Raw genomic sequence first — 24490 nt, forward strand, 5'->3', positions numbered from 1 at the left:
AGGGAAAAGGCCCTCCTGGTGGAACAGGAAGGCCCTTCAGAATTAGGTGTCGATTTCGAGCCGACCCCTATTCTCTCCCCCGAGACGCAGAAAAAGTCAACCCGCCGGAATGGTTTCGGCGGGATCGCCCCTGCATTTTTGAAAGAAGGCGGAAGCGCTTCTTCCCCCGTGCCGAAAGGCAGGGGCATGGATGACCACACGCTCCGAAACCATATGAACCAGACCCTAATCCACCGCGCGCCGGAACCGAGTCGCGCCAGTCGGGACGTAGTGCGTCACTCCAAGGCGAGCCTACGCGGCAGCATGATCGCCAAACTTCCGGCCTACGAGCGCCCGCGCGTCATCCAATTCGAAAGCATGTTGGAATACCGCTTCCTGTGCCTGACGCTGCTGCGCCCGGAGGTACATGACATTCTGGAACAGCCACCTGCGATTCTGTACCGCCGCGCCGATGGCCGCACTGCGAGTCGTGTCTTCGATTTTCTCGTCACGCTGACCAGCGGCGAGCGGATCGCGGTCGCCATCAAGCCGGCGGACCGGGTGATCCGACAGGATTTCATCACCGAGTTGCGCCATATCGCTGCCGACATGCCAAAGCATTTCGCGCATCGGGTCAAACTCGTGACCGACGAGCAGCTTGACCGGAGGGCGGCGGCCGAAGCTGCGCGGCGGATCATGTGGAACCGTTCCGCTTTGACGGAGGTCGCAGCATGAACATGCGCCTCCGTCTCTCCCGCTCAGACCTGCTAACGGCGGGTGGCGTTGCTTATCATCCCATTGAGGTTCAGGCTGAAACCATCACGCTTGAACGCACCGACCAGCCGGGAATCACCGAGAGCTTCACCCATGCCGAGGTTCATGATCTGCTGCAATCCTCCGATACCCGCTACCAAGCCGGGTATTTCGACTTCGCCCGTAGCCGCGACAGGAAAAGCCGTCCGGCTGATATGCTGGCCGAACTCGATGCTGAATCCAGGTCTATGGTCCTCTGGCGGCAGGCGATCTGCGACAGCTTCCTGATGTTCGAACAGGGAGGCAAGGTTGCCAGAACCTATTCATCGGTCACGGCTATCCTGCCTTCACTCGACTACGAGGTTCGGCGGAAATCGGGGCAGATTGCCAATGCCGCCGGTGGACGCCGCGCGGGCGCAAAATTCGTTACCCGCAAGCTCCCTTGCGCCAAAACCATTCTGCGCTGGCTTCGCGCCTATGAGGAAGGCGGCTATGATCCGCTGGCACTTCTGCCCCGCACCCATCGCAGCGGCAATCGCGGCTTGCGCTGGTGCCACCGGACCGAGGCGATGGTGTCAGATGTGATCGAAATCTATGCCAGCACGCAACGCCCGACCAAACGGCAGGCGGTGGTCGAGGCCCGCAATCGGATCAAATCCGAGAACCAGCACAGGCAGGGCGAGGGCATGGCCGAACTGGCACTGCCATCTGAGCGCAGCCTGCTGCGGCGGCTTTCCGAGGCCGACCCCTATTATATCCATGCACGACGCTGGGGCATCGATGCGGCGAACCGGAAATTCAATCTGTTCGAGACGGGTGTCGAGACGCTGTTCCCCGGCGAGCGGGTTGAGATGGATGAAAACCGCCTCGACGTGATTTCGCTGCTGACCCCATCCGGGATTCTAGACCACTTGCCTGCGGAACAGATCGAGCGGCTCAAAGGGCGACGCTGGCTCTATGTCGCCAAGGATTGCGCCACGAAGTGCATCCTCGCGCTTCGGCTGGCGGAAACCCCGAACGCGCAGGATGCGATCCGCACCCTGCGGGATGTGTTCCACGACCGGACGCCCTATGCGCAGGCCGCAGGCTGCGAGAGCCCCTGGGATCAGGTTGCAGGTGTCGGCACGCTCGTCACCGATCAGGGATCAGCTTTCATTTCCGAAGATTTCCGGACAGTCGTGGCCTCACTCGGCGTGACGATGCACTTCCCCCCGGCGGGTCTGCCGCAGATGCGCGGCAATATCGAAAGCTTTTTCCGCACGGTCGGGCACAAGCTTATGCCGCTTCTGTCGGGCCGGACGTTCTTCAACCCGGTCGAACGCGCCGACTACCCCTCCGAACAGCTGGCCTGCCTGGATGACGATGATCTCATCCGCATCCTGCTGACCTTTGTCGTGGATATATACCACAACGAACCCCACGGGTCGTTAAAAGGCGAGACCCCGGCGAATTGCTGGAAGCGGCTGGCATCTGAACAGGGTTTACTACCGGTGCCAGACGGGCTGGTGCTGCGCAAGGCGTTCGGGCGCCCCATGACCCAGCGTTTGCGCGGTGACGGTGTTCTCTTCGCTGGCCTTTCCTACCGCTGCGATGCCCTGCGCGAGGCGTTCCTGCACTCGCCCGAGCGCGATATGGAAATCCGCGCTGACCTTTTCGATCTAGGTTGGATCGCGATCAAGGTCGGCGGGGCCTGGCACGCCGCGACCTGCAACCATCGTGGCTTTGACGGAATGTGCTATAGCGACTGGCAGGAGGCCTGCCGGGCGCTTCGCATGCAACATCGTCGCGCGGCCGCCCTGTCGGAAAATCTCGTGCAGCGGGCCATCGCCCGGATTTCTGAAACCAACCGCGCCGCCGCGCTGCGGATGCAGTTGACACCTTTCCATGTCACCGATGCTGAAATCGCCCGGAACGAAGAAGCCCTGCATTTCTCTCTGACCTCTTCCGGCATCAAGCTGGCTGACGGCGGCCATTCCGGTGATCCGCTGACAGACGGCATCGAAATCCGGCCCCCGGAAGACGCTGAGAAATCCTCGTTCGAGACGCGGGAAGAGACGTTGCCCGCCAATCCCGATGTGCGGCGCGGCAAGACATGGAGGTTTGACGATGAGTGACATCCCCTCAACCATCGCAAGCAAGATTGCCGATTTGCGCGCAAGGTTCATCCTTCACGAGCGGTTCGAGCCCTTGCAGGCGCGGTTCCGCATGCTTTTGGAAAAGCGTCTTGCGGATATTGCCGCCGGGCGCAGCGCAGATGCGCATGGCATTTCCCTTTCAGGCGCATCTGGCACCGGAAAGAGCTGCGCCATGGCGCAGCTCGTCGCACGGGCAAGGGTGGAACTGGCGCACTCATCCTGCACCGAAGCAACGATCATCAGCCTGCGCGTGCCGTCCCCCGCCACGTTGAAATTCCTTGGGCAGATGATCCTGCGTGCACTCGGCTACAACCTCTCGGCCGAACGGCAGGCGTGGTACATCTGGGATCTGGCACGGCATCAGCTGCGGCAGCGCCGCGTCTTGTTCCTGCATCTGGACGAGGCGCAAGACCTCAGTTCCCGTGGCACGACGAGTGAACTCAACGCCGTCGCCTCGATGCTGAAAACCCTAATGACCGATCCCGACTGGCCGGTGGGCATTCTGCTTTCGGGCACCGAGGAGCTTGAACGCATCCTCAACCACGATCCGCAGCTGGCCCGGCGCATGGATGCGGTGCATTTCGCACCGCTATCGCCGGTGGCTCATGCCCCTGATATCGTCGGCCTGATCGGGGATTACGCCACTCGCGTCGGTCTGACTGCCGCCCCAGACAGTCAGACCATCGCTTTGGCGGAACGGCTGATCCATGCGAGTGCCTTTCAGTTCGGGCTGGTGATCGAGATCATCATTGCTGCAATCGAAGTGGCGCTGCTGGAACAGACCCCGGCCTTGCAGGCGCGCGATTTCGCGCTGGCCTATGAGCATAGGTCGTCTTGTTGGGACGCGTTCAACCCCTTCATCGTCACAGATTACCACAGGATCGACGCCCGCAAGGTGTTCATCCGGGAGGCCCAATGATGTTCACCATCGCTGCCCTGCCGCTATCCGTCGAGCCGATTATCGGCGAAAGTGCCACTTCGCTCACCTCGCGCCTCGCTTGGCGGAACGGCGCCCCCCGGCTCATCACATTCTGCTCCGACCTCGGGATAGACCATCGCGAGCTGACCAATGGTGCGGAAAGGGAAATCCGCCGCGTTGCAGCCTTGGCGGGGCTAGACCCAAATCCGCTTCTGTTTTGGACTCCACGTCTGATCGAGCCGGGCTGGTTCCAGGTCGGTCAGGAGCGGATCAAGTTCACCGCCCTGTCAAGAACCCAGATCTATGCCTGCCCGCTATGCCTGGATGAACAGGCGCAGAATGGTCCTCTTGGCATCGGACATCCGGGGGCGTGGCAATTGAACAGCATCCGAAGCTGCGCCCTGCATGGCTGTGCTCTGGTCCCAATGCCGCCCGCGCCCAGCAACAAGGATGTGTTCGATTTCGCGCGGATCATAGAGCGGCACGTTTCAATCCCACCAATGCCGGTTTCTGAAACCAATATGGTGTTGGAGCACTATCTGATCAGCCGCATCTCAGGGGAAAACGATGATGCGGGCTGGCTGGGCAAGCTACCGCTTCATGTCGTTTCCCAGACAGCGGAAAACCTCGGTATCCTCATGCCCCTTGGCCCCGATCCCAAACGCTCCGACATTACTGACCTGCAATGGATCGCGGCAGGCGCTGCCGGTTTCCCTGTCCTTGCCGCTGGCCCCGAGGCCCTGCATCAGGTGTTGGCCGACATGAAGCGCGGCCATGTCAACGATGCTGGCCGGTATCGGGCACGCTATCGTTTCTTCTTCGAATGGCTGCGCTATCGCGACGACGACCGCGATTTCGATATCATCCGCGATCTCGTCCGCGATTTCATCTGGAAGAATTTCCCGGTCGCCCGAGGTGCATTGGTGCTCGGCAAGGAATGTCCACGCCAGTTTGTGCATTCGCTTCCCACTGCCGTTCGCGCGAGCGGGATCACCAAACGCCAGTTGGGCCGTCGCCTCTGTTCGATGGGGCTGGCAACGCCCAATGGCGAGAAGCTGGGTTTCGATATCCACGACTACATACCGGACGGCGTACTCGCCACCATCGCGGCCGAGTTTTCTGGCCTTTTGAACGCGACTGAGGCCGCAGTCTATCTCGGAATCAAGCGTTTCCTATTGACAAAACTGACGCGGCCGGACTTGATCCCGGTCTTTATGCGCGAAGAAAAGGCGCTGCCGCTCTATCAGGTGTCCGCACTTTCGGGATTCATGGATCGGCTCGACAGGTTGCGCGAAACTGGGGACCCGCAACATGGGTGGGAGGACATCGCTACCGCCGCGCATCGCACGAAAATCACCACAGAAAAGGCCACTGCACTAATCCTGCTGCACAAGCTCCCACTGCGCTGCCGTCACAACGAGGCGGCAGGATTCCGGAGTTTTCTGATTGATCCTGTGGTCTTGCGCGAGGCGATCAGCCTGCCCGAAGAGGGCGCCGTCCATCCAAGGAGGGCTGCGCGGCTTCTGCACCTGCCTGTCGCCACCATCACCGCCCTTATTGCGCATGGACATCTCGACGGGGTTCCCGTCAAACGACCACCACCAGCCCGGCCGCAGGTTTACGTGTGCCCGCACTCAATCGACGTATTTCAGGATTTGTTCATATCGCAACGGGATCTGGTTCGAAAAATCGAAGGCCGGCAGAACTTCGTGGGAAGAGATGATCTTTTGCCTGAACACCAACTCGACCTCGGAGAAAAAACCGAACCGATCTATCGGCGGGAGGTCCTTGACTTCCTTTGAAATCGTCCCACCGGCCTTCGGGCCGGTGTTTTTTTGTCTGCCCCGGGACAAGGTTTATGGCGCAAATGGACAAGCAGCTGCGTGATCGGAAATCAGAGGGACTGATTTCATTGAGTTTTCGTGGCAGAAAATGGAACAACTACGAGGTACTTTTCATCATGCAATGATAATTTCCTATTACAAAACAAGTGGTTGGCGGCGATATGCAGTCAACCCGCGTCCGCATTCCAACTAGGTTTGGCCGACGAGCGGCGACCCGATGAGCGACAACGGGACCACACCCGCTGGTTCCCCGCGAGATGATGGGCCGGATCGTGGCATATGTGGGAAAGTCACCCCCCCGGCACAGGCAGCAAAACCGCCCGCAAGCGCCGGTCAATCCCCTCAGCCATGGGTTAGCTAGAGCGTGTTTCTGCCTTTCGGATTCATGCTTCCCAGCTTGGTTGTGTTGTGATTCCCTTCTGTTGAAGCCGATATGGGGGTCGCCGATGGGCAAATCACATCCGATAGAGTTGCGAACGCGAGTTGTTGGGTATGTCGATGGAGGCCATGGGCACCGCGAAGCGGCGCGTCATTTCCGGGTGTCCCCGAAATTCGTCAACGATCTGGTCCGGCTCCGCCATGAAACCGGGTCGCTGGCGCCGCGGCGGCAAGGCAACGGCGGCGGGCAGGGCAAGCTGACGGGCGCGACCGAGTGGATCGAGGCCCGCGTCGCCGCCAAGGGCGAGATCACGCTCGACGAGTTGGTCGCGGAGCTGGCTGAGACGCATGGCATCGCCGTCCACCGCGCCACCGTCTGGCGGGTCTGACACACAAAAAAGATCTTCAGGCGCTTGAACAGAAGCGCAAGGACGTCGCCGACAAGCGACATATCTGGATTGCCAAACGCCAGACATTCATGGCCAATCATCTGGAACGGCTGGCTTTCGTCGACGAAACCTCGATCAAGACCAACATGGCGAAGCCCACCGGCTGGGCGCCGCGCGGGCAGCGCCTGGTCGATCACGCGCCGTTCGGCCACTGGCGAACCCAGACCTTTGTTGCGGCTTTGCGCCATGACCGGCTGGACGCCCCGTGGGTCTTCGACGGCGCAATGAACGCCGAGGTGTTCACCCTTTACATCGAAACACAGCTGGTGCCGACCCTGCGCCCCGGAGATGTGGTCATCCTGGACAACCTCTCAAGCCACAAAAGCCCCGGCGCAGCGACCGCCCTGCGCGGCATTGGCGCCTGGTTCCTGTTTCTGCCGCCCTATAGCCCCGACCTTAACCCCATCGAAATGGCGTTCTCCAAGCTGAAATCCCTGATCCGAAAGGCAGCCGCACGAACCTACGATCAGCTATGGAATGCCGTCGGACAGCTCTGCAACCTCTTCTCGGAAGAGGAGTGCTACAACTACTTCAGAGCGGCAGGATATGAGGCTGATTGACGGAAACACGCTCTAGGCCAGTGCTGCGAACGCATATTGCAACGCGACACTGACGGGATGAGCCCCCTGTCTTCGACAGGCAGGTATCATCATTGACGACCAGAACAACTGCCTCAGCGATCAGCCTGTCGGTCCCGGCCAGAAGCGCAACCTCCAGCGGCCCGCTGCGCCAGACCCCGTCGGCAACGAAATGATGTAGCTGGTCATGACGACGACCGCATCCCTCGCGACCGTTGGCTGCATGCTCTTGCAATCCCCAGGACCAATCAGTCCGGAAACATGCGCCCGACATATCCGTCCGTACGCCTTGCATCCGGGCGCCGCACCAAACAGCACCCGTCAGATTCCAAGACCAACCTGCCATTTCCCATGATCGGCGAGCTACCCTCAAAGCGGGGCCCTGTGAAGCACCCGAAACGAACCCGCCGAATCCAGAAGTTATCGCGTCAGTAAAAATCTGCCAAAGTAGTGATGAGGGTTGACCCTATTGGTGACCCCGAGTGGATTCGAACCACCAACCTGCCCCTTAGGAGGGGGCTGCTCTATCCAGTTGAGCCACGGGGTCACTATGGATCTTTTGTGAGGAAATGCTTACAAAGGCAAGCACATGAAAGAAAAATCCTGAAAAATTTACAGATTTGGGGGCATGATGCTGTCGGACAGACTGACCTTGCGCCCGGTTCGACCAGTTTCTCAGGCCAGAAGATGGAGGCTTATGCCTGAGCATGTGCTTATGGCTAACGTAGAGATCGGCGCCGCTGGAGCGCAGCGGAGTTGACCTTCCGCGGGGATTTTTCCAGCATCTGCGACTAGAGTCCGGCGCATGGCGAGGAGGGGCGATGAAGACGGCACGCCTGACGGAAGAGCAGATCATCGGGATCGTGCAGGGGCCTGAGGCGGGCGCGACGCGTGCCGATCTCTGCCGCAAGCGCGGGATATCGGAAGGCCCGTGTCTTGGCCTAGAAGGCGAAGTATTCCGGGATGACGGTCTCAGAGGCCAAGCGGCTGAAGGCGCTGGAGGACGGGAATGTCAAGCTGAAGAAGCTGCTGGCCGGGTAGATGCTCGACATGGCGGCGATGAAGGAATTTCTGTCAAAAGTGAGGGCGTTGCGCCACCGGTTCAAGCAAAGCCCGAACGGTGAAGCGCGAAGCTGTCGCGCATCTGAAGGCCCATCTCGGGGTGTCGGAACGGCGGGCGTGAGATTGCCGGAGCGGACCGCAAGATGGTGCGCTACCAGTCGCGGCGCACCGGACACGGCCCAGGCGGTTGCGAGATCTGGCGAACGAGCGGCGCAGGTTCGGCTACCGGCGACTGTTCATCCTGCTCAGGCGGGAAGGCGAAGTGTCGGGGATCAACCGCATCTGTCGGCTCCACCGCGAGGAAGTGTTAACCGTCCGTAAACGCAAAGCGCGCCGCAAGGCCATCGGCACAAGGGCCTGATCCTGATCGAAGCGCGGGCCAATGCCCGTTGGTCGCTGGACTTCGCCCACGATCAGTTCGCCTGCGGGCGGCGGTTTCGGGTGCCGAACGTGGTGGATGATGTCACCCGGGAATGCCTCGCCGCGATCCCGTTCGCCATCGGCCTTGAACCGGTGGCGGCGCGATGGCTCACCATCAATCTCGGGCCGCCGCGTGGCGCGGGAACGGACGACGCTGATTGAACGGCGCGGCAGGCCGGGAAGGATCGTCAGCGATCGACGAAGATCGAAAAACCCGGGGGATCGTTGGGCGGCATACAGCAATGCTAAAAGATACGCAATATCAGCATATTGTCCGGAGACTGTCCACCCATCCGGGGATTGTGTGTGCCCGTTGGTGTAACCCCGAGACCTGCAAGGGTGGCGGACAGGGGGGGCATGGGTCCGGCTTTTCAGGGGAACGTATAAAAAGCCCCACCCCGAGCGTGAACGCGGGATAGGGCTCAAGGGGTTGGCAGGGGGATGATCCCGATTGGGATGATATGGTCTGTGGGGCGCTGGGGACGCAGGCTTCGGAAAACCACGGGATACTTGGCCCTTTTCGGCCTATCCTCTCCGGAGTCAGGCTACCGCCTTCCTCGCACTGGCCTAGGCAGGGGTAGCGCCCAAGGTCAGGTCGATGCCAAAACCCCCCAAGTGTCCCGTGATTTCTGACCGGAAAACGGCGATCCCTTTCCGCAGAGGGCGGGCATCTTTCGTCAGCGTTCCCCAGAACCCCCGAAGCCCTTTATGGCGTTCCTCTGTCGAAGGGTGTCACTCCTAGGCCCCTTCCTCTGCCGGAGTCGGGCCCGCACTGGTGCGGAGGTGGAGAACATGCCCTCAGATTTGAGGGGAACTGTGGAGGGAGAGGGCATAGGGAGAGGGCATAGGGAGAGGGCATAGGTGGGGGAGGCTATGCCTCTTCGGAAGAAACTCTGTCGGCGATGTTCTGTCAGGCTCACGCCCTCCCGTTCCTCTGCCAAGGTCAGGCTACCGCCTTCCTCCCCGGACAAGCAATCCCCTTATCCATTAATGCTCAACCGTCCTTGGCCTGACCGTCTTTCTATTCCTCAAACCTCTCCTTTCAAACCAGATGACGGATACTCAATTCCTTCTATCCGGACCTATCCGCTTGTGCTGATCCGGACATGTCAGGATTAGGGATAGAGGGTAAGAGGATATTAGAATATCGGCATCCCGCATGAATGGGTAGGTTTGAGGTGTAGAAGGCATGTCAGGCATAGCTTTGTGCTACTCATCGACCCTACTCATGGTCACACTTTAGGTAGCACTCTGCTTGCTCTTTCAGATAATGGGAGGTGGATCGGGTCTGATTGCAGCCATTTCAGGCAACAATGACCACATATTCCCCAAGGAGCGGATGAACCGTCCTCGTGTCATCAACGCCCTGATCGCCACCCCCCCCCGACACTGCATCCGGACACCCGCAACCCTATTGGTAGTAATAGTTCCGCCATCCCTTATCCCGTAAAACCCGTGCCAAATTACACCAGTCATGGGGGGGCTTTCTCGGGGACAGGGCCTATCTTCTGGGGTTCTTGCTCCGGGATAACCCCCTGACAGGCATTAACCGCCGCTTGGGCTTGGGCAACAATGGCATCGCATCGGGCAAGGTCGTCTTCTGCCGAAGTCCTGTCGGCACCACCCTTGGCGCGGCTTTTGTTGGCCTGCCGTATTACCCCAAGGGCGGCAAGGAATTCCCCAAGATCGCGTCGGACATAGGGCGGAAGGGATTCCTCTTTGGGAGTCCCAGAGTTGGCCCCAAGTTCCCCGAAGGTCCTACCGGCAGGCTTGCCGTTGTCCAGAATGGTTTCCTCTGTCCCAACGCCCCATTCGCTCCGGCAGAAGGCATTCACCATCTGGGCAACGTTCAGGGCCGAAGGGTCTTTGGCATCCCAAAAGAGCTTGCCGATAGCAGACGGATGGAGCGCCCCAAGCAATTGCGGGTCTGTCAGGGTAGCCCGGAGGGTTGCATCCTCCCCCGAGGCGGCTTCAAGAAGTGACAGGATCATGGCCCGTTGCCGGTCAGGGGGCATCCGGTTCAGATCATAGGACAGCCAGCGAACCCTTTCATAACGGCGGCGGTTGTCTTCGTCGGCTTCTCCCGTCCGGTCCCCCCGTTTCTCCGGCGTCCTTGCGCCGTTCTTCTGGCACTTGGGGCTGCAATAGGTCTGGTTGCGCCGCTTGCGGGACGAGTTCCTGAACGAGACGCTGTTCCGCAACCCGGCCCATGCCCGCAGTATGATCACCGCCTGGGTCACCGATTTGCAACACCGCCCCCCTGCCCTCGGCTACCAGACACTTGCAGGCTGCGCCCTGCACCTGACCACCGCAATTGCCCGACCCGCTGCACGCGATGAGAGTTCCGCGCGCCGGGCGATGGCTCAACCTGCGCCGATGGCCGTAAACGACCGGCTCCGGGCGCATCTGGGTGAAAGACCAGTGACAGGTCAGAGAATCTGCGGATCGTCGAGGAGGTGCTGAAGGATCACGCCCGCATATCTATCGTCGCGCAGCGCAATGGCGTGGCGCCGAACCTGTCGTATCGTTGGCGGCGTCTGATGCTCGAAGGGGGAAGCCGTCCAGGTCGCGAGGACGTCGGAGCGGAAGAGGGCAAGGAGACGTTTGGCGCAACGGTCGTGAGACGGAATCAGAGGAACCAGCCTGCAACAGGATGCCTTCGAGCAAGCGGCATTGATTTGAGACATGATCCGCGAACATCATACAGACCCGCGGCATGACGATGGCCGCATCAGGCCGCATACATGTCAGCACCCGACGGCCCGTGACATTGCCTCGAAAAACCTCTTGCGCAAGCGGCCGTTATTCATGTCGCATAAATTCCGTGAGGGATTCCTCTCTTGTGCTCAGCGTGCCATCTGGGACGCATGAGCATACGGACGCACAACCTAGAAGACCAGGAACTGACCGGCGTATGATGAAACGCTGAAGCGCCATGGCTCGCTGACGATCTGGTTCACTCCCGAGATGAATGGGGTGCCGTGCGGACAGGCAGGCGGGGCCGACCGCAGACCTGCCTGCCGATGAAGGTGCACTTCGGCAGATCGTTCTACAGGAATCGCCACTGGTTCGAGAGATCGGGACGAGGCGGCTTTGCCGAAAGCCTGCTGCATTTGGTTGGCCTCGGTTGGACGGTGCCAGATATGTTTCGGTTTGTCTGGCCAGGTTCCGTGCGTTTTCCAAGTGGGTTTCCGCCTCGGTCACGCCGCCAGGGCTTCGGGCATCGGCTGGTTGGAGCCGGCCTGATCCGGGGTTTTCCCGTCAGGCGATGAATGCGAACGGCGGGTATTGCAGAAGCTCAGCTACCGACGGATCGCGGTGCGGGCTTGCGGGACGCTGGCATAGGTCCGCAGATGGACCGCCTCGTATTTGATGCTCCGCCGGAGGCGCTCGGCAAAGGCATTGCCGCGCCGGGCGCCCTTTCCCTCCCTGCTGATCCTGATCTCGCGGGCAGTCAGTACCTCGATGAAGTCGATAGACGCCCAGGCTGTCGGCTGACACTCAACCCGGCGTGGGATCATTTTCCTGCGCGCGCCAACAGGCCCGCCTTGCCGAACGCGCCGGACATCGCAGCGGGAATCGTGGCGCCAGGGGGGCCGCGCAAGTCCTGCGCAGGATCGTTTTCCAGCGTCAGCGCTCCGATCTTCGCATCCAGGGTCTTCACAGCAGCCGGTTCCGGATCGGCTTTCGGGGCTTCGCCGAACACCCCGGCCGCGCCACGGCTTGATCTGGCCCGGATGAACGTCGAAACTCACTTGTCAACGCTCGTGAGCTAAAGGTCGTGCGGCGGGCAGTTAGCGCAATAGTCCGGTTGGTCTTACACCAGCGCTGTGACTTCGCGACTGCTGCGAACCAGTTTATCAAGCCGCCTCCACGAACCCACCCCGGGCGCCCAAACCGGAAAAGGAACGCAGGGCCTCTCACCGCGCCGCAGACCCTTCCCCAAGTTCCGGAAATTGCAATGAAATCAGATCATTGCCATGCCGATTCACCTTCCCCTTCGGATACGGCCAAGATCAACCCTCTCGCCCTCATGCCGGACAGCAATGTTCTGCGGCATTTGCGGAAGATTTTTCAGCTGAGCCCTTGCGCCCGTTTTCACTCATGGATATACACGCCTCACAAGTTCCGGCGTAGCTCAGCGGTAGAGCAGTTGACTGTTAATCAATTGGTCGTAGGTTCGATCCCTACCGCCGGAGCCAAAATCCTCAAATAATATCAGGATGTTGGCAGATCATTGCCCTGCGGGGCGGTCTGTCATGGAAGCCTGAATCATCACCGAGTCATCACCGTGACGGAAATCGTCGAGGTGTGGCCGTTCCCCGATTGCGGGGGATACGCTAGATTTGTCTCGTGCCGCGACAGGTCGGATAGCGTGAGCATCCCCAGAACGCCCCGTATCGACCGCTCCTGCGGTGCATGGCCGAGCCGCAAATCGGGCAAGATGGGGTCCCGCCAGTCGCGCGAGGTCTGGGCGTTGGCGCGATAGGTGGAATCGCTGCAACGGGCGGCGGCACAGGGCGAGGTGTAGCCGTAACCCTAAGTGCGACCTTGGATGACGGAACACTCGCCCCGAGCAACCTCAAGTCCTGTTCCGCCCGCGCCCGTTCCTCAAGGGCTTGCATCAGCGCCGTATCTCCCCGGACACGCGAGGGCAGCGCATCCAATCGCGGTTTAGCGGTGCGAAGCGTGGTCAGGCCGCCCCGGATAGAGGCTTCGAGCTTCGCCTTCTGGGTCGCATACTTCGACCGAAGCGCACGCTCGTCGGTTACATCCTGTGCGTTCGGCGCGGGATTATAGCGGAACCTTGTCTCGTGCGCGTTCCGCCATTTCACCAACTTTTGGGTCATGACATCGCCGAAGCCCGGCACGGCGCGGACTGCGGACCAATCCACATCGGCAGCGGTCTCAATGCCGAAAGAAATCAGTGTCGCAGTCTTGGCAGGTCCTATGCCGGAGATATTCGCCCGCCGAACCTGAAACTGGTCGAGGTATGCCGCACGCTGGCGAGCCTCACGAGTAGATTTGAAGTTGCGCAGTTCCCGGGCAAGGTCATCGTCGATTCTCTTGTATGCCGTGATTTCCGCATCCAGATCGGCGCGAACCTGCACAATCTCTGTCAGGTTGCTCCGGCGCATGAAGGCGTCAAGCTCGGCCTGCACCCTGCTATCGGCCTTCTCGAACCGATCTACAAAGGGACGCTCCGACACGTTCCGGTCGCCGAATCTCGCCACCCCCCAACCAGCAAGCCCAAGCCAAAGGAACCAGACCGGAGTTGCAAAGATAAGTCCGGCAGCGGCACCCGCGACCATCAGAAGAGCCGTGAGGACATGACCGCGCTTCGCGATCTTTGCTTCTTGCAATGCCGCACTAGGGCCGGGCGGAACAGAAATGGAAAGCGACAGGACTTCCGATGCGGTCGGGAAGTGAAATGCGAGAATCTCCCGTATCGCCTCTTCCGTGCCGCGCACATCGGTCGGAATGTCCGGGGTGACGGAAGACAGGTCCGGGAACATATCGAAGCCGCCTCTCGCGGCCAGACTGCACCAGACGCACCCCTTGGCGTTGCTTGGGTAATAGTGCGACTTCACCTTGCCGCAGCGGCTCAAGGAGCCTTCCAGTTTCGTGAGCGCATCCACCCATTCCGACGCACTCGGGCGGGACGAAGCATTCAGCCCAAAGGCGCGCTCAAAAGCTGAACTGACAGGAGCCCGGAAAAGATCAAGAGGCAGAGCCCCGGGCGGCGGGCTGGTCTGCGTTTCGGATCGGCGAAGCGTGGAAAACGCGAACCTGTTCTGGGCAATAGACTCGCCCATCGACAAATCCGGTCCCTTGTAAACCCCTGCGTAGGGGTGCCGCCCCATGAAGAGAAGGTGAAAGATCGCAACCGCCAGACCGAAATTGTCATGCTGAAGCGTCCGCGTGACGGTGCCGAGGTTGATGCCATGAAGCTCGGGCGGGGTGAAATCCTCCACCCCAACAAGGCAAGGATAGGTCTTGCCGTTCAAGCTGAACTGAAAGCTGTCCGCGTCGATCAGTGCGACGGTCGCCTCCTGCGACACCAGCACCCCCGAGTGGTTCAGATCTCCGATGACACATCCGGTCTGATGCACCTTGCCAACAGCGCGCGCGACATTCAGCGCCGCCCGCACGACGAAGCGATAATCGGCTTTCGGAAAATGGCGCTGCCGAGATTTCGGGCTGTAAAGCTCATGCAGGGGGCGGTATCCCGACACGAGGCGCATCAGGAATCCGAGGAACTTGCCGCTCGGGTCGGTCGCTACCTCTCCCGGATAGGCGACAAGATCGGTCTTGGCGGCAAGGCCACCGAGGACCATCGCCCGCACTTTGCTTTCGCGGGATGCCCGAAGACCGGCACCGTAAATCTTCACCGCTTGCCCGTTCCGGCCAGTGACCGCGAAAACCTCGCCCTCTCCGCCGCCGCCTATTCTTTCGCCAAGCTGAAACCGCGATGTGCCGACCATAATCTCCCGCATGGTCACGCACCCGACAGGAGAACCAGCGTTTTATCATCGTCGGTTCGTTCGCAGACGGACGGTCCTGCGAGATAGCTCCGCAGCTTTCTGGATAGCTCTGGGAGCTTCCCCGAGGCGAGCGCGCTATCGACGGGGCGCATCATAGGATTGAAGAACCCGGGGTGTGCCCGCCTCTCCCTGACAGAAAGCGCCAGATCGCCAACACCATCGGAAAACAGGGCGAAGGCATCATGCTGCCGCTCTTGCCGGATGATGTTCAAACGGGGCTCGGGATCATCGGTGATGAAGAATGTGGTTGAGGCATAGTCCCCGTTTTCAGGCCAGCAGATCGCATTCCATTCCGATCCGCAACGCCCGACAATCGCGCTATCCCCGATGTGCAGAGCAAGAATTTCCGTCGGTGTAATCAGAAGGGCCGCCAATGTCGCGGCGAACTGTCGTGGCGAAGTCTCCCGCCGATCCGCCGCCATCGAAATCCGGTCTCGAATCTCGTCAATCCAATCATTCAGCGTATCGTCATCCGGCAAAGCCGCGTTTAAGGAAAGCCATTCCCGGAATCGAACCTTGAGCACGCGGCACGAAAGCCATGCGCCGGAGAATCCGAACTTCGCGCTACCGGCCCCATCCGACACGACGGAGAGCACGCATCCATTGCCGACGGCCGAGACGGTAAAGGCATCTTGTAGCCTTTCACCTGACCGAATGTGCGAAGTGCCTATCTCGGACGCGGCCGCCCAACGCCACGCCATTCCGATTAACCTGCGACGGCCCAACCGTCCGGTGCGGTCGGATTCGTCAAGGCTACCTGATCCCCGGGATTGGATTGCGACACGGCGCTAAGCGAACTGGATAGCCATTTGAACAGTTCTTTGAAGGCCAGCCCTTTGAGCTTGAGCGGCTGTCGCGTGGCGATCTGTGACAGGATGCCCATATCTGCACCTTCCACACCCACAGCATAGAACATGAACTCCTTGCGCTCTTCGCCGTCATGAACCCGGCGCTTCGCTTCATTCCAACTGTCGGTCGGAGCGCCATCGGTAATCAGGAAAACCCAAGGCCGAAATATCTTGAGACCATTTGCGCGGATATGGTCTTTGCGAGTGCGAAGCATATCCAAGCCTGTGACAATCGCCTCGCCCAAGGGTGTTGCGCCGGTCGGTTGCAGCGTTTCGGGATAGAACTGATCCACGGTGGCGAACTCATGCCGCACTTCCACCGGGCCGAAAGTTACCATCGCCAGTTCGACGCGCTTAGCAGCAAGGGAATCCCCGAGAAGTTCTTGACGAAGGGTGGCGAGCCCTTCGTTCAATTCGGAAATAGGCGCACCGCTCATAGAACCCGATGTATCCAGCAACAGAAGAACCGGACATCTCGGCTCGGGGTTCTCGGCAAGTTGTGCGTCAAAAAACGGTTCTTGTTCAAAATCGGTCATCGGCGATCCCTCGTTCTTGGATGCTCTTCGCTCGTGCGGCATCAACAGCCATAGCATAGCACGGGCAAATATGAAGCCTCCGCACGCGCCTCCCGGACGCGAGATGCAGGATTCCGATTTCGATTTTTCTGCACAGGGCGAGGTGCCGGGGCTCCGCGTCCCCCGCAACGCCAGCCGCCCGGGAAGGACCCGAGCACGGCCGCAAGGGCGCGACAGAGGCCGCTAGAGCCTCCGCCCGCCTTCCCGGCCCCGCCATGTCAGATCGGCCACCCATGCCTCTGCCAGCGCCTTGCGGCGGGCCTCTGTGGCCGGGGCATCGCGCAGGGCCTGCACCTCGGCACGCAAGGCCGCAAGCTCGGCTTGCAGGGCGGCCACCTCGGCCGGATCGACCGAAGGCGCGGCAGGTTCGAGCCGGGCCGCTACGGGCTTCTGTGCGGGCGCTGCGGCCGCCTTCGGACGCGGGGCAGCCGGTGCCGGTCGTGCGCTCGCTTGCCGCCTCGGCCGGGCTACGGGGTCGAAGGTCGAGAGGTCAAACGAGGCAAGGTTTGTCGGGTCGATCATGGCGGATTCTCCTTGTCGGATCATAGCCGGTTTCCGGCTTCGGGTCGAGGATCAGGCGGGCGGCATGGTAGCGCCCCCTTGGCGGTGAAACCGTCCGCCGGGATCGGGCGGGCCGAATTGATCGGCCGCAGGGTCCGGGGCGGCGGGGGCGATCCCTGGCCGCGCGACAGGCGGCCGAAGTGGGGGCAATCCCGAGCCGGTGTCGGGCGACCGATCCCTGTGCGGCGCGGTGGCCGGAGACACGGGCGCGTGCACCACCGGGGAGACAAGCCGGGGCGCGAGACGGGCAGCCGTGCGTGTGTGCTTCCGGTTGTCCGGGTCGCTCGCCAACCTCCGGCACATCGTCGCTCCGGGTCCTTCCCCGAGGGGGTGCCCACCGGGGGGTGCGCGGAGCCCCGGGTCTCCACAGTTCTCGGAGTCTCTATAGCCCATCTTTTCGGATTCCATGCCGTGTTCGGCGGAGGCTTGGGGCGCAATTGGGGCGCATTTACCCCGGAAATATATTAGCTCTAAGGAAATCTCCCTCGCGGGGATTTTGGGAAAAACCTCTGAATGCGCCCCAATTGCGCCCCAAGCTCGATTTTCTGCCGGATCGGGTTTCATGGTGTTTCAGATCAACCGGGAAAAATCGTCCGCATCATCGTCGAAATCCTGCCGCAAACGCTCGCGCAGACGGAATCCCATGAACCTGCGGCCACCCGATCCCTTGTGCGGATCACGCTTCGCCCCGCGCGCCGTCATTGCACGAGAAAACGACATAGCGGTGCCAGCGTTCGCGCCGAGCGAGCGGCAAAACTCCTCGTAGTCCCGGAACGCTTCCGCTACCGGCACCCGCATCTGCGGGTCGCGTTGCGTCCGCTCGGCAATCCACTGGCCGAGCAAATCCGTCTCTTCCCGGTAGGTCTCCACCTCGCCCCGGATCGAACGCGGCACCTGCAACCCGCCGTGCGCCCATGCCACCGCACCGGCCACCGCCCAATTCAGCACGCCAGAAAGCTCGGCCGCGATAATCTGCCGATCCAGATCGGGCACCCGGCTTTCCGCCGGAATCTGCGCCGTGAAGGGGATCGGCACGCAGCGCCGCCAGAATCCGTCACCGGCATCAAGCGAGCCCGGCAAGTGATTGGTCCGAATCCAGAGCTTTGCCGTGGGCGTGAAGTCAAAGGCTTCCTTGTGCAGCAGGCGGGCAGACATGCGCTCGCGCGATGCCAACTCCTTCATGCGGCCGCTATCCCACAGATCGCCGACTCCCGTTTCATTCACGAGGGCCAGCCGCAAGCCCGGCAGACGGGCAACCATGCGGTGCGCCTCGTTCTCGTGCTTTTGCCGTGTGACGAGCGCCGCGCCGAAACTGCCCGAGAACTCGCCGAGCATCGCAGCGATGACATTGGCGAAGACGCTCTTGCCGTTCGCCCCGATGCCGTGCGCGGGGAAAAACACCTCTTCATCCACAGAGCCGGTCAGGGTGTAGCCAACGGCACGCTGCACAAACGCCCGCACCTCGGAGTCGGGGATCACAGTTTGCAGGAACCGTTCCCAGACCGACGCGCGGGCGGCAGGATCGAATGCGGCCCCGGCCAGCTTCGACACGAGGTCATGCGGCCGCGCCTGCCGCAGTAGCCCGGTTCGCAGATCGAGAATCCCGTTCTGGCAGGTCAGGTCCAGCGGGTTCGCATCGAACTCGGCCGGGCTGGCAACGTGCATCTCGCGCTCCGATTGCGCCATCTCGACCATTCGCGCGAGGGCGGCCGCGCTGCCATGCAGGGCCATCGCCTTCGCCATGCGCCCCTTTGCCAGCCCGCCCGGATCACGCCGAGCCTCCCTTGCGACACGGGAAACCATCGCCGCCGATGTGGCCTTGGCATCGCGCATCACGTCTTCGGGCGTCTGCGCCGCCCAACGCGCCCCGGACCATGCTAGCCATTGACGGGTTGCCGAGACATAGCGGCGGCGGCCCCGGACGCGATCCGCATGGGCGGCACCGTTGGCAATATCGCCGAACTCGGCCAGCCGATCCGCCGCCTCGCGCTCCGCAAGCTCCGCCTCCTCCTCGTCGGACGGCATGTCATCGAAGGCGGAGAGGAGGCGTTCGCGCTCGGCTTCAACGCGTGGATCGGTCCAGCCATCGCGCCGGGCATAGAAGATAATTGTGCCTGCGCCCGCACGCGGATCATGGATCGAGTCCCAGACGCGGGCGAACTCGTTCGGGTCGTGATCCCCCTCGGACCACGTTGCGGACCACGCCTCTGCCGCCTCGCGCCCCTCTTCGCCGAGGCAGTTGCGCACGGCGGCGATTACCTTCACCCACGGGTCTCGCACGAAACGCGCATTGTTCTGAATAGCGGTCAGGGCGCAGATCAGCACTTCGCGCGGCACCTCGCCCTCTTCGGCCAGAGCGGGCAGAACCTCGCCCTCAACCGGGAACGCGCCGGGCTCGGGCCACACCTCGGCCGGTTCGCCTTCGATCCATTCGGCCAGAAACTCCGCGCCGGGTGCATGTCGGGGAAGGAAGAAGAGCCGCGCCGGGTCCATTGCCGCAGGGTCGGCAACGAGTCCGAGCCGTTCGGCCAGATCGGCGATCCCGGTCTTGAATGCGCGCGCGGCCGCGCGGGTGTCGGCATAGTCTGTGGCCCGCCACGGCCGAGTCGGGAACAGGATCACCCGCACCTTCGGATGTTCGGGCCGGTGCGAATGCGAGGTGTGCAGGATTGCCGCCAGACCGGCCGCCCGGATGCGTTCGGCTATCTCCGCAACTGGCTGGCCGGAATCGAGGTCAAGAACCGCCACCTGCACCTCCCCGGCGGCCGCGCCGGATCGCCGGTTGCCGGTGAAGGTTGCGGGCATCCAGCACGCCCCGGCCTTCGCACCTTCGGCATGGTCAAGGAGAAGCGCCCGGAAATCGGGCAGCGGCAGCACTTGCCGACGGACCTTGGCGGAGGTCTCCGAACGCCCAAGCGAAAACACAACTTCGACGGGGAGGGAAACAGGATGAAACCCGAGGATGGTCGCAGTTTCTTGATTCATAAGGGATTTCATGCGATCCTCGACTTGCGCAATGACGCGCATTTGTTCGGTCAGTCTTCTTGCGCGGCCCGGGGTTCGGTTCCCCGGGCCGTGACGTGTTCCAGAGCTACCGCATCCGCGATCACCGACTCGAACTCCCGCCAGCACGACGCGCCCGCCGCGACGGCCTCCGGGCACGCCCGCTTCAGCGCGAGATAGCCGCGCAAATCGTCCAGTGTCCTGATTTCCGGTCTCTGCGGGTTGCGGGTATATTCAAAGGCGAAGTCGCCTGCGAAATCGCCGCGCGGATCATCGGTGATCGGACGTGCTGCGACATACTCGGCGAACTCCACCCGTGCCGCCTCCTTTCGCTCGGCGCGAGCAACCGCACGCACGAGGGCGAGCCGCCGCGCCCGGACGTGGGAAAGCCCCGCCGCCCGCAGCACCTGCATCTCGGCCGGATTGGCGGCCGGTTGCTTCTTCCGTGCCATGTCACCCCTCCCGCGCCTTACGGATAGCCTCTTCGGCTGCCTCGCTTCCGGCGGGCGCGGCGGCCCGGTTGCGGATCAGCGCGGCAGCCGTAGCATGATCGGCGGTGAACGCCTCGCCGGGCAGGATCGGGGCGGATTCCGTGCGGAAAATCGGGGTGCCGTTCTCGTCAACGTCGCCGGTGGCAACTTGGGTCGAGCCCTTTTGCCCAAGGATTTCGCCCAGGGCGATCAAGTTCATGGTCATGGTGTTACCTTCCTGCGTGATGAATTCTCGGTCGGGATTTCGAGGAGTCCGCCATTGCGCCAGATATATGCACGGTCGAAACCGTGCGGCGTGGCGAACGAGAAGAGAGGAACGGCGGCCGGATCGGTGGCCCAGATGGCTTCGGCCTCGGCTTTGTCCCGGAAGCGGGCGCGGAAGCCGCCACGTCCCGGCCCGAGTGCGGCGTCAACCGGGCACCAGTAGCCGCCTTCCTGTGTCGCGTGCCACGGCCTGACACCCTGCACCGCAAGCCCGGCCAACGCTGCCGCCAGAGGAGTTTCAGCGGACAAAACGGCAGCCGCCAGCGCCGCGAGCTTGTCGGAGAGGCGCGCCGGTTCGGCAACGCCTTCGGCGATCAATCTGGCCTCGATCTCGGGAGACTCCCGGGCAATCTCGTCCTTGCCGCGCGAAGTCACAGGATGCCGAACGATTGGGGTGCCGTCTTTTCGGGGTCCCTCCACGATAGCGGCTTCGCCGGTCTGGTAGGTCGTGAACCGCTTGAATTTGATGATCATTCGGAACCTCCATTAATCTTTGCCGCAAGCGCGAACGCACCGCGTTCGATTCCTTCGGCCCATCCATGCGGCGTGAACCGTGCAGGCATTGCCGCGACCAGTGCAGAAACAAGGGGATGCGGCTGCCAGAGGTCTGCGGGCGGGTGCCGTGCCGGATCGAACACAAACCGCCGTCCGGTCAGGGCCTCGCGCGCAAGGTCGGCGGCCAGAAGGCGGGCGAGCGCGAACCCGAGAGCATCAACAGCCGCCAGCACTTCACGGTGCTCTGCATCCCGTTCCGAGCGGAAGACGGTCAAGGCCGCATCCACAATCGCGCTCTCCGCACCAGCGAGCGCGCGTTCGAGCACGGGGATTTCGGCTTCGGCCATTTCGGCACCGCGCCGCGCGGCAGCGGCTTCGCGCATGGCGTCGGCACCGGGCTCGGCCTTTCGTGCGGCGGGCTTTCCGCCATCGGCCATCATGCGCGCATCGGCTTCGGCAGCGGCATCACGTTCAGCCTCGGCGCGCACTTCGGCATTGGCGGCGCGGGATTGCAGATCGGCGGCGCGCTTGCGCAAACCTGCGATTTCATGGGCAATGCGATCCCGCTCGGCGCGCTTCGCTTGCAGATCGGTGCGAGGACTCATTGCTCCGACTCCCGATCCGCTGCCCACGCTTCCAAATCGGAGACACGATAGCGAACGGCACGCCCGATCCGCACAAAGGGCGGCGCGTCGGGGACACGGTGAAAGCGATATTTTTCGAGTGTCGAAAGCGACAGGCCAAGCCGTCGCGCGGCCTCGGCGGTGTCAATGAAGATCGGTTCGGCGGCCATTGCCGGGGCTCCTTTCAGGGATCACCCGACGAACATGCGTCCCGCCTTCGCAAAATGATGCACCTCGGCCAGAGCCCATGCCAAAACTGCGGCCGGTGCCAAAATCAGGTGCCGACTTCTTTCAACCACGCGGCAACATACTTCCGCACTGTGTCAAATTTCAGGATTTCGCTTTCAGGTGCATCCTCACCCACAATTGCTTGCATGGCCTCTGTCACCTCTTTGGCGATCTTGCCTTGATGCGGCCGCCCGCTTTTCGTCCGCAACCCCTCGAAACTCGAGTCGCGGGCGGCGATGAAGGCGGTGCGGCCTTCATCGTTCAACAGCTTCACCGCGTCTTCCGTTTCATGCTGTCCCCTGCGGCGCGCGCTTTGTGCGGCTCGCATCCGGGCTTCCTGCCACGGAATCGGAATGCCCTCGCGCTGGACACGATCAATCCAGCGCGAGGGCGGGGCGGTTTTCAGGCCGAGGCCGGTCAACAGGCCAATGTGCTCCTCTGCCGTCACCAGTAGCTGCATCCTTTCGTGCCGATCCCGAGGAAATGAAGAAAAGCCATAGAAAGTAAGAGCCCCGGGCAGAAGCGCCCAACCAGCCGCGTCGGCATCCGCGCTTGCTTCGGGATCAATCCCGGCGAGGATACACACCCCTTCGGGCCACGCCAGCGGGCCAACCGGGTTGCGCGCGCCAGACCAAAGCGGCCTTTCGAGCCATCCTTGCAGCCGTTCCATCGCTTTCCCCTCCCGAGAAAGCGGCAGGCTTGGCTCTCCGGTCAAGGCGGCAATCGGGTCATCATCATCCGGTTTCGTCATTGCAGCGCCTCCCTATGAACTCGAAAGAGTCAGATCATATGGCCCAACGCATCTATCTGCGGGACATGGTGCGATCAGCGGCCCGGATGCGGTGCAACCCGCCAACGCCAGCAGGAAAAGCCCCGTCTTCATGCCCGCCCCCGCCGCTCGGTCATGTCGATCACCTCGCCCCCGATGCCGAGCGCGGCCGCAATCTCGTTCCCGATCAGATCGGCCGCCCGCCGTTGTGGATCGGCGGCAAGGTGTGCATAGCGCCGGGTTGTGCTGGCCTGACTATGGCCGAGCAAGCCGCCAATCTGGTGCAGAGACAGACCAGCCCCGGCCCCTACTGCGGCGTTGGAATGCCGCAGGTCGTGCAACCTCGTGCCCTCTATCTCTGCGACACGGCAGGCCGCGCGCCAGAGGCGATTCACATCCGCGCGGGGCTTCTCGTCCTTCGTCCCGGCCGAGGTGGAGGCAATCACATAGCGACCGATTCGGGGCAGCCCGTCCAGCACCGCCAGAGCCGCGCCGCCGAGCACAATCACCTTGGCCCCCGTCTTGGAGTCCGGCAGTCGTAGCATCCCGCGTTCCCAATCCACACACCACCATTCCAAATCGAGGATTTCGCGGACGCGCGCGCCAGTCAGAAGAAGAAGGCGGATCGCTGCGACCGAATGAACGTCGAACCGCACGCGCCGCCGCTCGGGCGCTGGCAGGTGCTTCGCACCCGGGGCCGCCTCGTCAACCTGCCACGGCAGCCCTTCGCCCTCGGCCAGCGTCAGGGCCTCGCCGAGCCGGGCCATCTCGTCCGATGACAGGAACCGCTCCCGGCCTTTCTCCTTGAACGCCTCAACCCCAACGGCAGGATTCGGCGTGCCCTTCGGGAGCAACCCCAGATCAATCGCCCATCCGAGCATAGCCTTCAGCACGGCCAAGGCCCGGTTGGCGATGATCGGCCCGCCGCGTGTCTTCTGCGCTGCGGTGCGCTTGGCATCAGCTTTCTTGGGACCGCGTGCCTTGCCTGCGATGGCACCGTGCAGTCGGGCCACATCCTGCCGCGTCAGCGTGACGGCCTTCCGAGTGCCGATGGCGGGCAGAATATGGGTATCCAGCACCACGCGGTAATGCTTGGCTGTGGCCGCCTTTCGCTTCGGTTCAACGTGCCGGGCAAGCCATTGGCCTGCGATCTCCTCAACCGTCTCTGCCGCGCGCTCCTCGGCCCGGGCCGCCGCCGGGTCAGCGCCGAGCCGGACCTTGGCGAGCATTTCCTTGGCAGCCGCGCGCGCGGCCTCCGGGGTCATGGTCTCGGGATCACCGATGACCACTTGTCGCAGCGTGCCGGAGCGGCCACCAGCACCGGCCCGATAGCGGACGATCCACGAGCGCGCCCCGCTCGGTCGCACCGTCAAACCAAGCCCGGCAATGTCAGCGTCCCAGAAGGTGACGGGCTTCTCGGCGGGCTGGATCGCCGCGAGCGCGCGACGGGTCAACTTCATGGTCGGCATGTCCGGTCTCCTCGTCGCGTCGGTGATGACTCGAAAGCGGAATCATCACCAAGTCATCACCCTGACGTAAAACCAGACGATACCCTTTGCGGGGAAGTGAGG

At 62.2% G+C, this 24490-nt stretch carries 21 protein-coding genes, 2 tRNA genes and 4 pseudogenes; 11 read left to right on the forward strand and 16 right to left on the reverse strand.

What is annotated here, in order from left to right; all coding sequences use genetic code 11:
* Positions 1-18 precede the first annotated feature (18 nt).
* The 6 genes from QM789_RS01515 to QM789_RS01540 all read left to right on the forward strand — a co-directional run bounded on the left by QM789_RS01515 (position 19) and on the right by QM789_RS01540 (position 7017).
* Positions 19-714 (forward strand): hypothetical protein, encoded by a 696-nt coding sequence (locus tag QM789_RS01515; RefSeq protein WP_420350214.1) that lies wholly within the window; start codon positions 19-21, stop codon positions 712-714.
* Positions 711-2846 (forward strand): hypothetical protein, encoded by a 2136-nt coding sequence (locus QM789_RS01520; protein ID WP_420350215.1) that lies wholly within the window; start codon positions 711-713, stop codon positions 2844-2846. Before QM789_RS01515 ends, QM789_RS01520 begins: the two co-directional genes overlap by 4 nt.
* Complete coding sequence (locus QM789_RS01525) at positions 2839-3786, forward strand: TniB family NTP-binding protein (protein ID WP_420350216.1); 948 nt, start codon at positions 2839-2841, stop codon at positions 3784-3786. Before QM789_RS01520 ends, QM789_RS01525 begins: the two co-directional genes overlap by 8 nt.
* Positions 3783-5588 (forward strand): TniQ family protein, encoded by a 1806-nt coding sequence (locus QM789_RS01530; protein WP_420350217.1) that lies wholly within the window; start codon positions 3783-3785, stop codon positions 5586-5588. The genes QM789_RS01525 and QM789_RS01530 overlap by 4 nt, the downstream gene beginning before the upstream one ends.
* A 581-nt stretch (positions 5589-6169) precedes the next feature.
* Positions 6170-6397, forward strand: a complete 228-nt coding sequence (locus QM789_RS01535; RefSeq protein WP_420350218.1) for a hypothetical protein — start codon at positions 6170-6172, stop codon at positions 6395-6397.
* A complete protein-coding gene (locus QM789_RS01540; protein ID WP_420350742.1) occupies positions 6394-7017 on the forward strand; it encodes an IS630 family transposase in 624 nt (207 codons plus the stop codon). Before QM789_RS01535 ends, QM789_RS01540 begins: the two co-directional genes overlap by 4 nt.
* Here QM789_RS01540 and QM789_RS01545 read toward each other — a convergent pair.
* Together QM789_RS01545 and QM789_RS01550 are read right to left on the reverse strand one after the other, a co-directional pair.
* Positions 6989-7381: a transposase gene (locus tag QM789_RS01545; RefSeq protein ID WP_420350219.1), complete on the reverse strand. Its 393-nt coding sequence runs from the start codon at positions 7379-7381 to the stop codon at positions 6989-6991. The two genes, QM789_RS01540 and QM789_RS01545, sit on opposite strands and share 29 nt — an antisense overlap.
* Before the next feature lie 124 nt (positions 7382-7505).
* Positions 7506-7582 (reverse strand) — tRNA-Arg (locus QM789_RS01550).
* Between the two features lie 274 nt (positions 7583-7856).
* On the opposite strand from QM789_RS01550, the pseudogene QM789_RS01555 reads away from it, so the two are divergent.
* Positions 7857-8713 (forward strand): annotated as a pseudogene (locus tag QM789_RS01555) (transposase); the annotation flags it as partial.
* A 1276-nt stretch (positions 8714-9989) separates the two neighbouring features.
* Here the strand turns inward: QM789_RS01555 and QM789_RS01560 are convergent.
* Positions 9990-10757: a hypothetical protein gene (locus QM789_RS01560; protein ID WP_420350766.1), complete on the reverse strand. Its 768-nt coding sequence runs from the start codon at positions 10755-10757 to the stop codon at positions 9990-9992.
* Between QM789_RS01560 and QM789_RS01565 the strand changes: the two are divergent.
* The 3 pseudogenes from QM789_RS01565 to QM789_RS01575 all read left to right on the forward strand — a co-directional run.
* A pseudogene (locus tag QM789_RS01565) lies at positions 10678-10980 on the forward strand (hypothetical protein); the annotation flags it as partial. The gene QM789_RS01560 and the pseudogene QM789_RS01565 overlap by 80 nt on opposite strands.
* Positions 10947-11093, forward strand: a pseudogene (locus QM789_RS01570) (transposase); the annotation flags it as partial. The pseudogenes QM789_RS01565 and QM789_RS01570, both read left to right, overlap by 34 nt.
* 349 nt (positions 11094-11442) lie before the next feature.
* Positions 11443-11660 (forward strand): annotated as a pseudogene (locus QM789_RS01575) (transposase); the annotation flags it as partial.
* A gap of 374 nt (positions 11661-12034) precedes the next feature.
* Here QM789_RS01575 and QM789_RS01580 read toward each other — a convergent pair.
* A complete protein-coding gene (locus QM789_RS01580) occupies positions 12035-12223 on the reverse strand; it encodes a hypothetical protein (protein ID WP_420350220.1) in 189 nt (62 codons plus the stop codon).
* Between the two features lie 421 nt (positions 12224-12644).
* On the opposite strand from QM789_RS01580, the gene QM789_RS01585 reads away from it, so the two are divergent.
* A tRNA-Asn gene (locus QM789_RS01585) sits at positions 12645-12719 on the forward strand.
* A gap of 138 nt (positions 12720-12857) precedes the next feature.
* Here QM789_RS01585 and QM789_RS01590 read toward each other — a convergent pair.
* From QM789_RS01590 to QM789_RS01645, 12 genes are all read right to left on the reverse strand, one after another.
* Positions 12858-15014 (reverse strand): topoisomerase DNA-binding C4 zinc finger domain-containing protein, encoded by a 2157-nt coding sequence (locus QM789_RS01590; protein WP_420350221.1) that lies wholly within the window; start codon positions 15012-15014, stop codon positions 12858-12860.
* Positions 15015-15016: 2 nt separating this feature from the next.
* Positions 15017-15763, reverse strand: coding sequence for a PP2C family serine/threonine-protein phosphatase (locus QM789_RS01595; protein ID WP_420350222.1), 747 nt, complete (start codon positions 15761-15763; stop codon positions 15017-15019).
* Positions 15764-15768: 5 nt separating this feature from the next.
* On the reverse strand, positions 15769-16446 hold the full coding sequence (locus QM789_RS01600) for a vWA domain-containing protein (RefSeq protein ID WP_420350223.1): 678 nt from the start codon (positions 16444-16446) through the stop codon (positions 15769-15771).
* A 222-nt stretch (positions 16447-16668) separates the two neighbouring features.
* Complete coding sequence (locus QM789_RS01605; protein ID WP_420350224.1) at positions 16669-17007, reverse strand: hypothetical protein; 339 nt, start codon at positions 17005-17007, stop codon at positions 16669-16671.
* Between the two features lie 609 nt (positions 17008-17616).
* Positions 17617-20043, reverse strand: coding sequence for a phage/plasmid primase, P4 family (locus QM789_RS01610; protein ID WP_420350225.1), 2427 nt, complete (start codon positions 20041-20043; stop codon positions 17617-17619).
* Positions 20044-20081: 38 nt separating this feature from the next.
* Positions 20082-20501: a hypothetical protein gene (locus tag QM789_RS01615; RefSeq protein ID WP_420350226.1), complete on the reverse strand. Its 420-nt coding sequence runs from the start codon at positions 20499-20501 to the stop codon at positions 20082-20084.
* A 1-nt stretch (position 20502) separates the two neighbouring features.
* A complete protein-coding gene (locus QM789_RS01620) occupies positions 20503-20745 on the reverse strand; it encodes a hypothetical protein (RefSeq protein ID WP_420350227.1) in 243 nt (80 codons plus the stop codon).
* A complete protein-coding gene (locus QM789_RS01625) occupies positions 20742-21278 on the reverse strand; it encodes a hypothetical protein (protein ID WP_420350228.1) in 537 nt (178 codons plus the stop codon). Before QM789_RS01625 ends, QM789_RS01620 begins: the two co-directional genes overlap by 4 nt.
* The gene (locus QM789_RS01630) at positions 21275-21904 is read right to left on the reverse strand and encodes a hypothetical protein (protein ID WP_420350229.1); all 630 of its coding nucleotides are present in this window, start codon (positions 21902-21904) and stop codon (positions 21275-21277) included. Before QM789_RS01630 ends, QM789_RS01625 begins: the two co-directional genes overlap by 4 nt.
* Positions 21901-22092 (reverse strand): helix-turn-helix transcriptional regulator, encoded by a 192-nt coding sequence (locus QM789_RS01635; protein ID WP_420350230.1) that lies wholly within the window; start codon positions 22090-22092, stop codon positions 21901-21903. Before QM789_RS01635 ends, QM789_RS01630 begins: the two co-directional genes overlap by 4 nt.
* A gap of 104 nt (positions 22093-22196) precedes the next feature.
* On the reverse strand, positions 22197-22901 hold the full coding sequence (locus tag QM789_RS01640) for a hypothetical protein (RefSeq protein ID WP_420350231.1): 705 nt from the start codon (positions 22899-22901) through the stop codon (positions 22197-22199).
* A gap of 128 nt (positions 22902-23029) precedes the next feature.
* Positions 23030-24388, reverse strand: a complete 1359-nt coding sequence (locus QM789_RS01645) for a tyrosine-type recombinase/integrase (protein WP_420350232.1) — start codon at positions 24386-24388, stop codon at positions 23030-23032.
* Between the last annotated feature and the right edge of the window lie 102 nt (positions 24389-24490).

Source organism: Paenirhodobacter sp. (assembly GCF_047600745.1).
In the GTDB taxonomy this organism is placed as follows: Bacteria; Pseudomonadota; Alphaproteobacteria; order Rhodobacterales; family Rhodobacteraceae; genus Rhodobacter.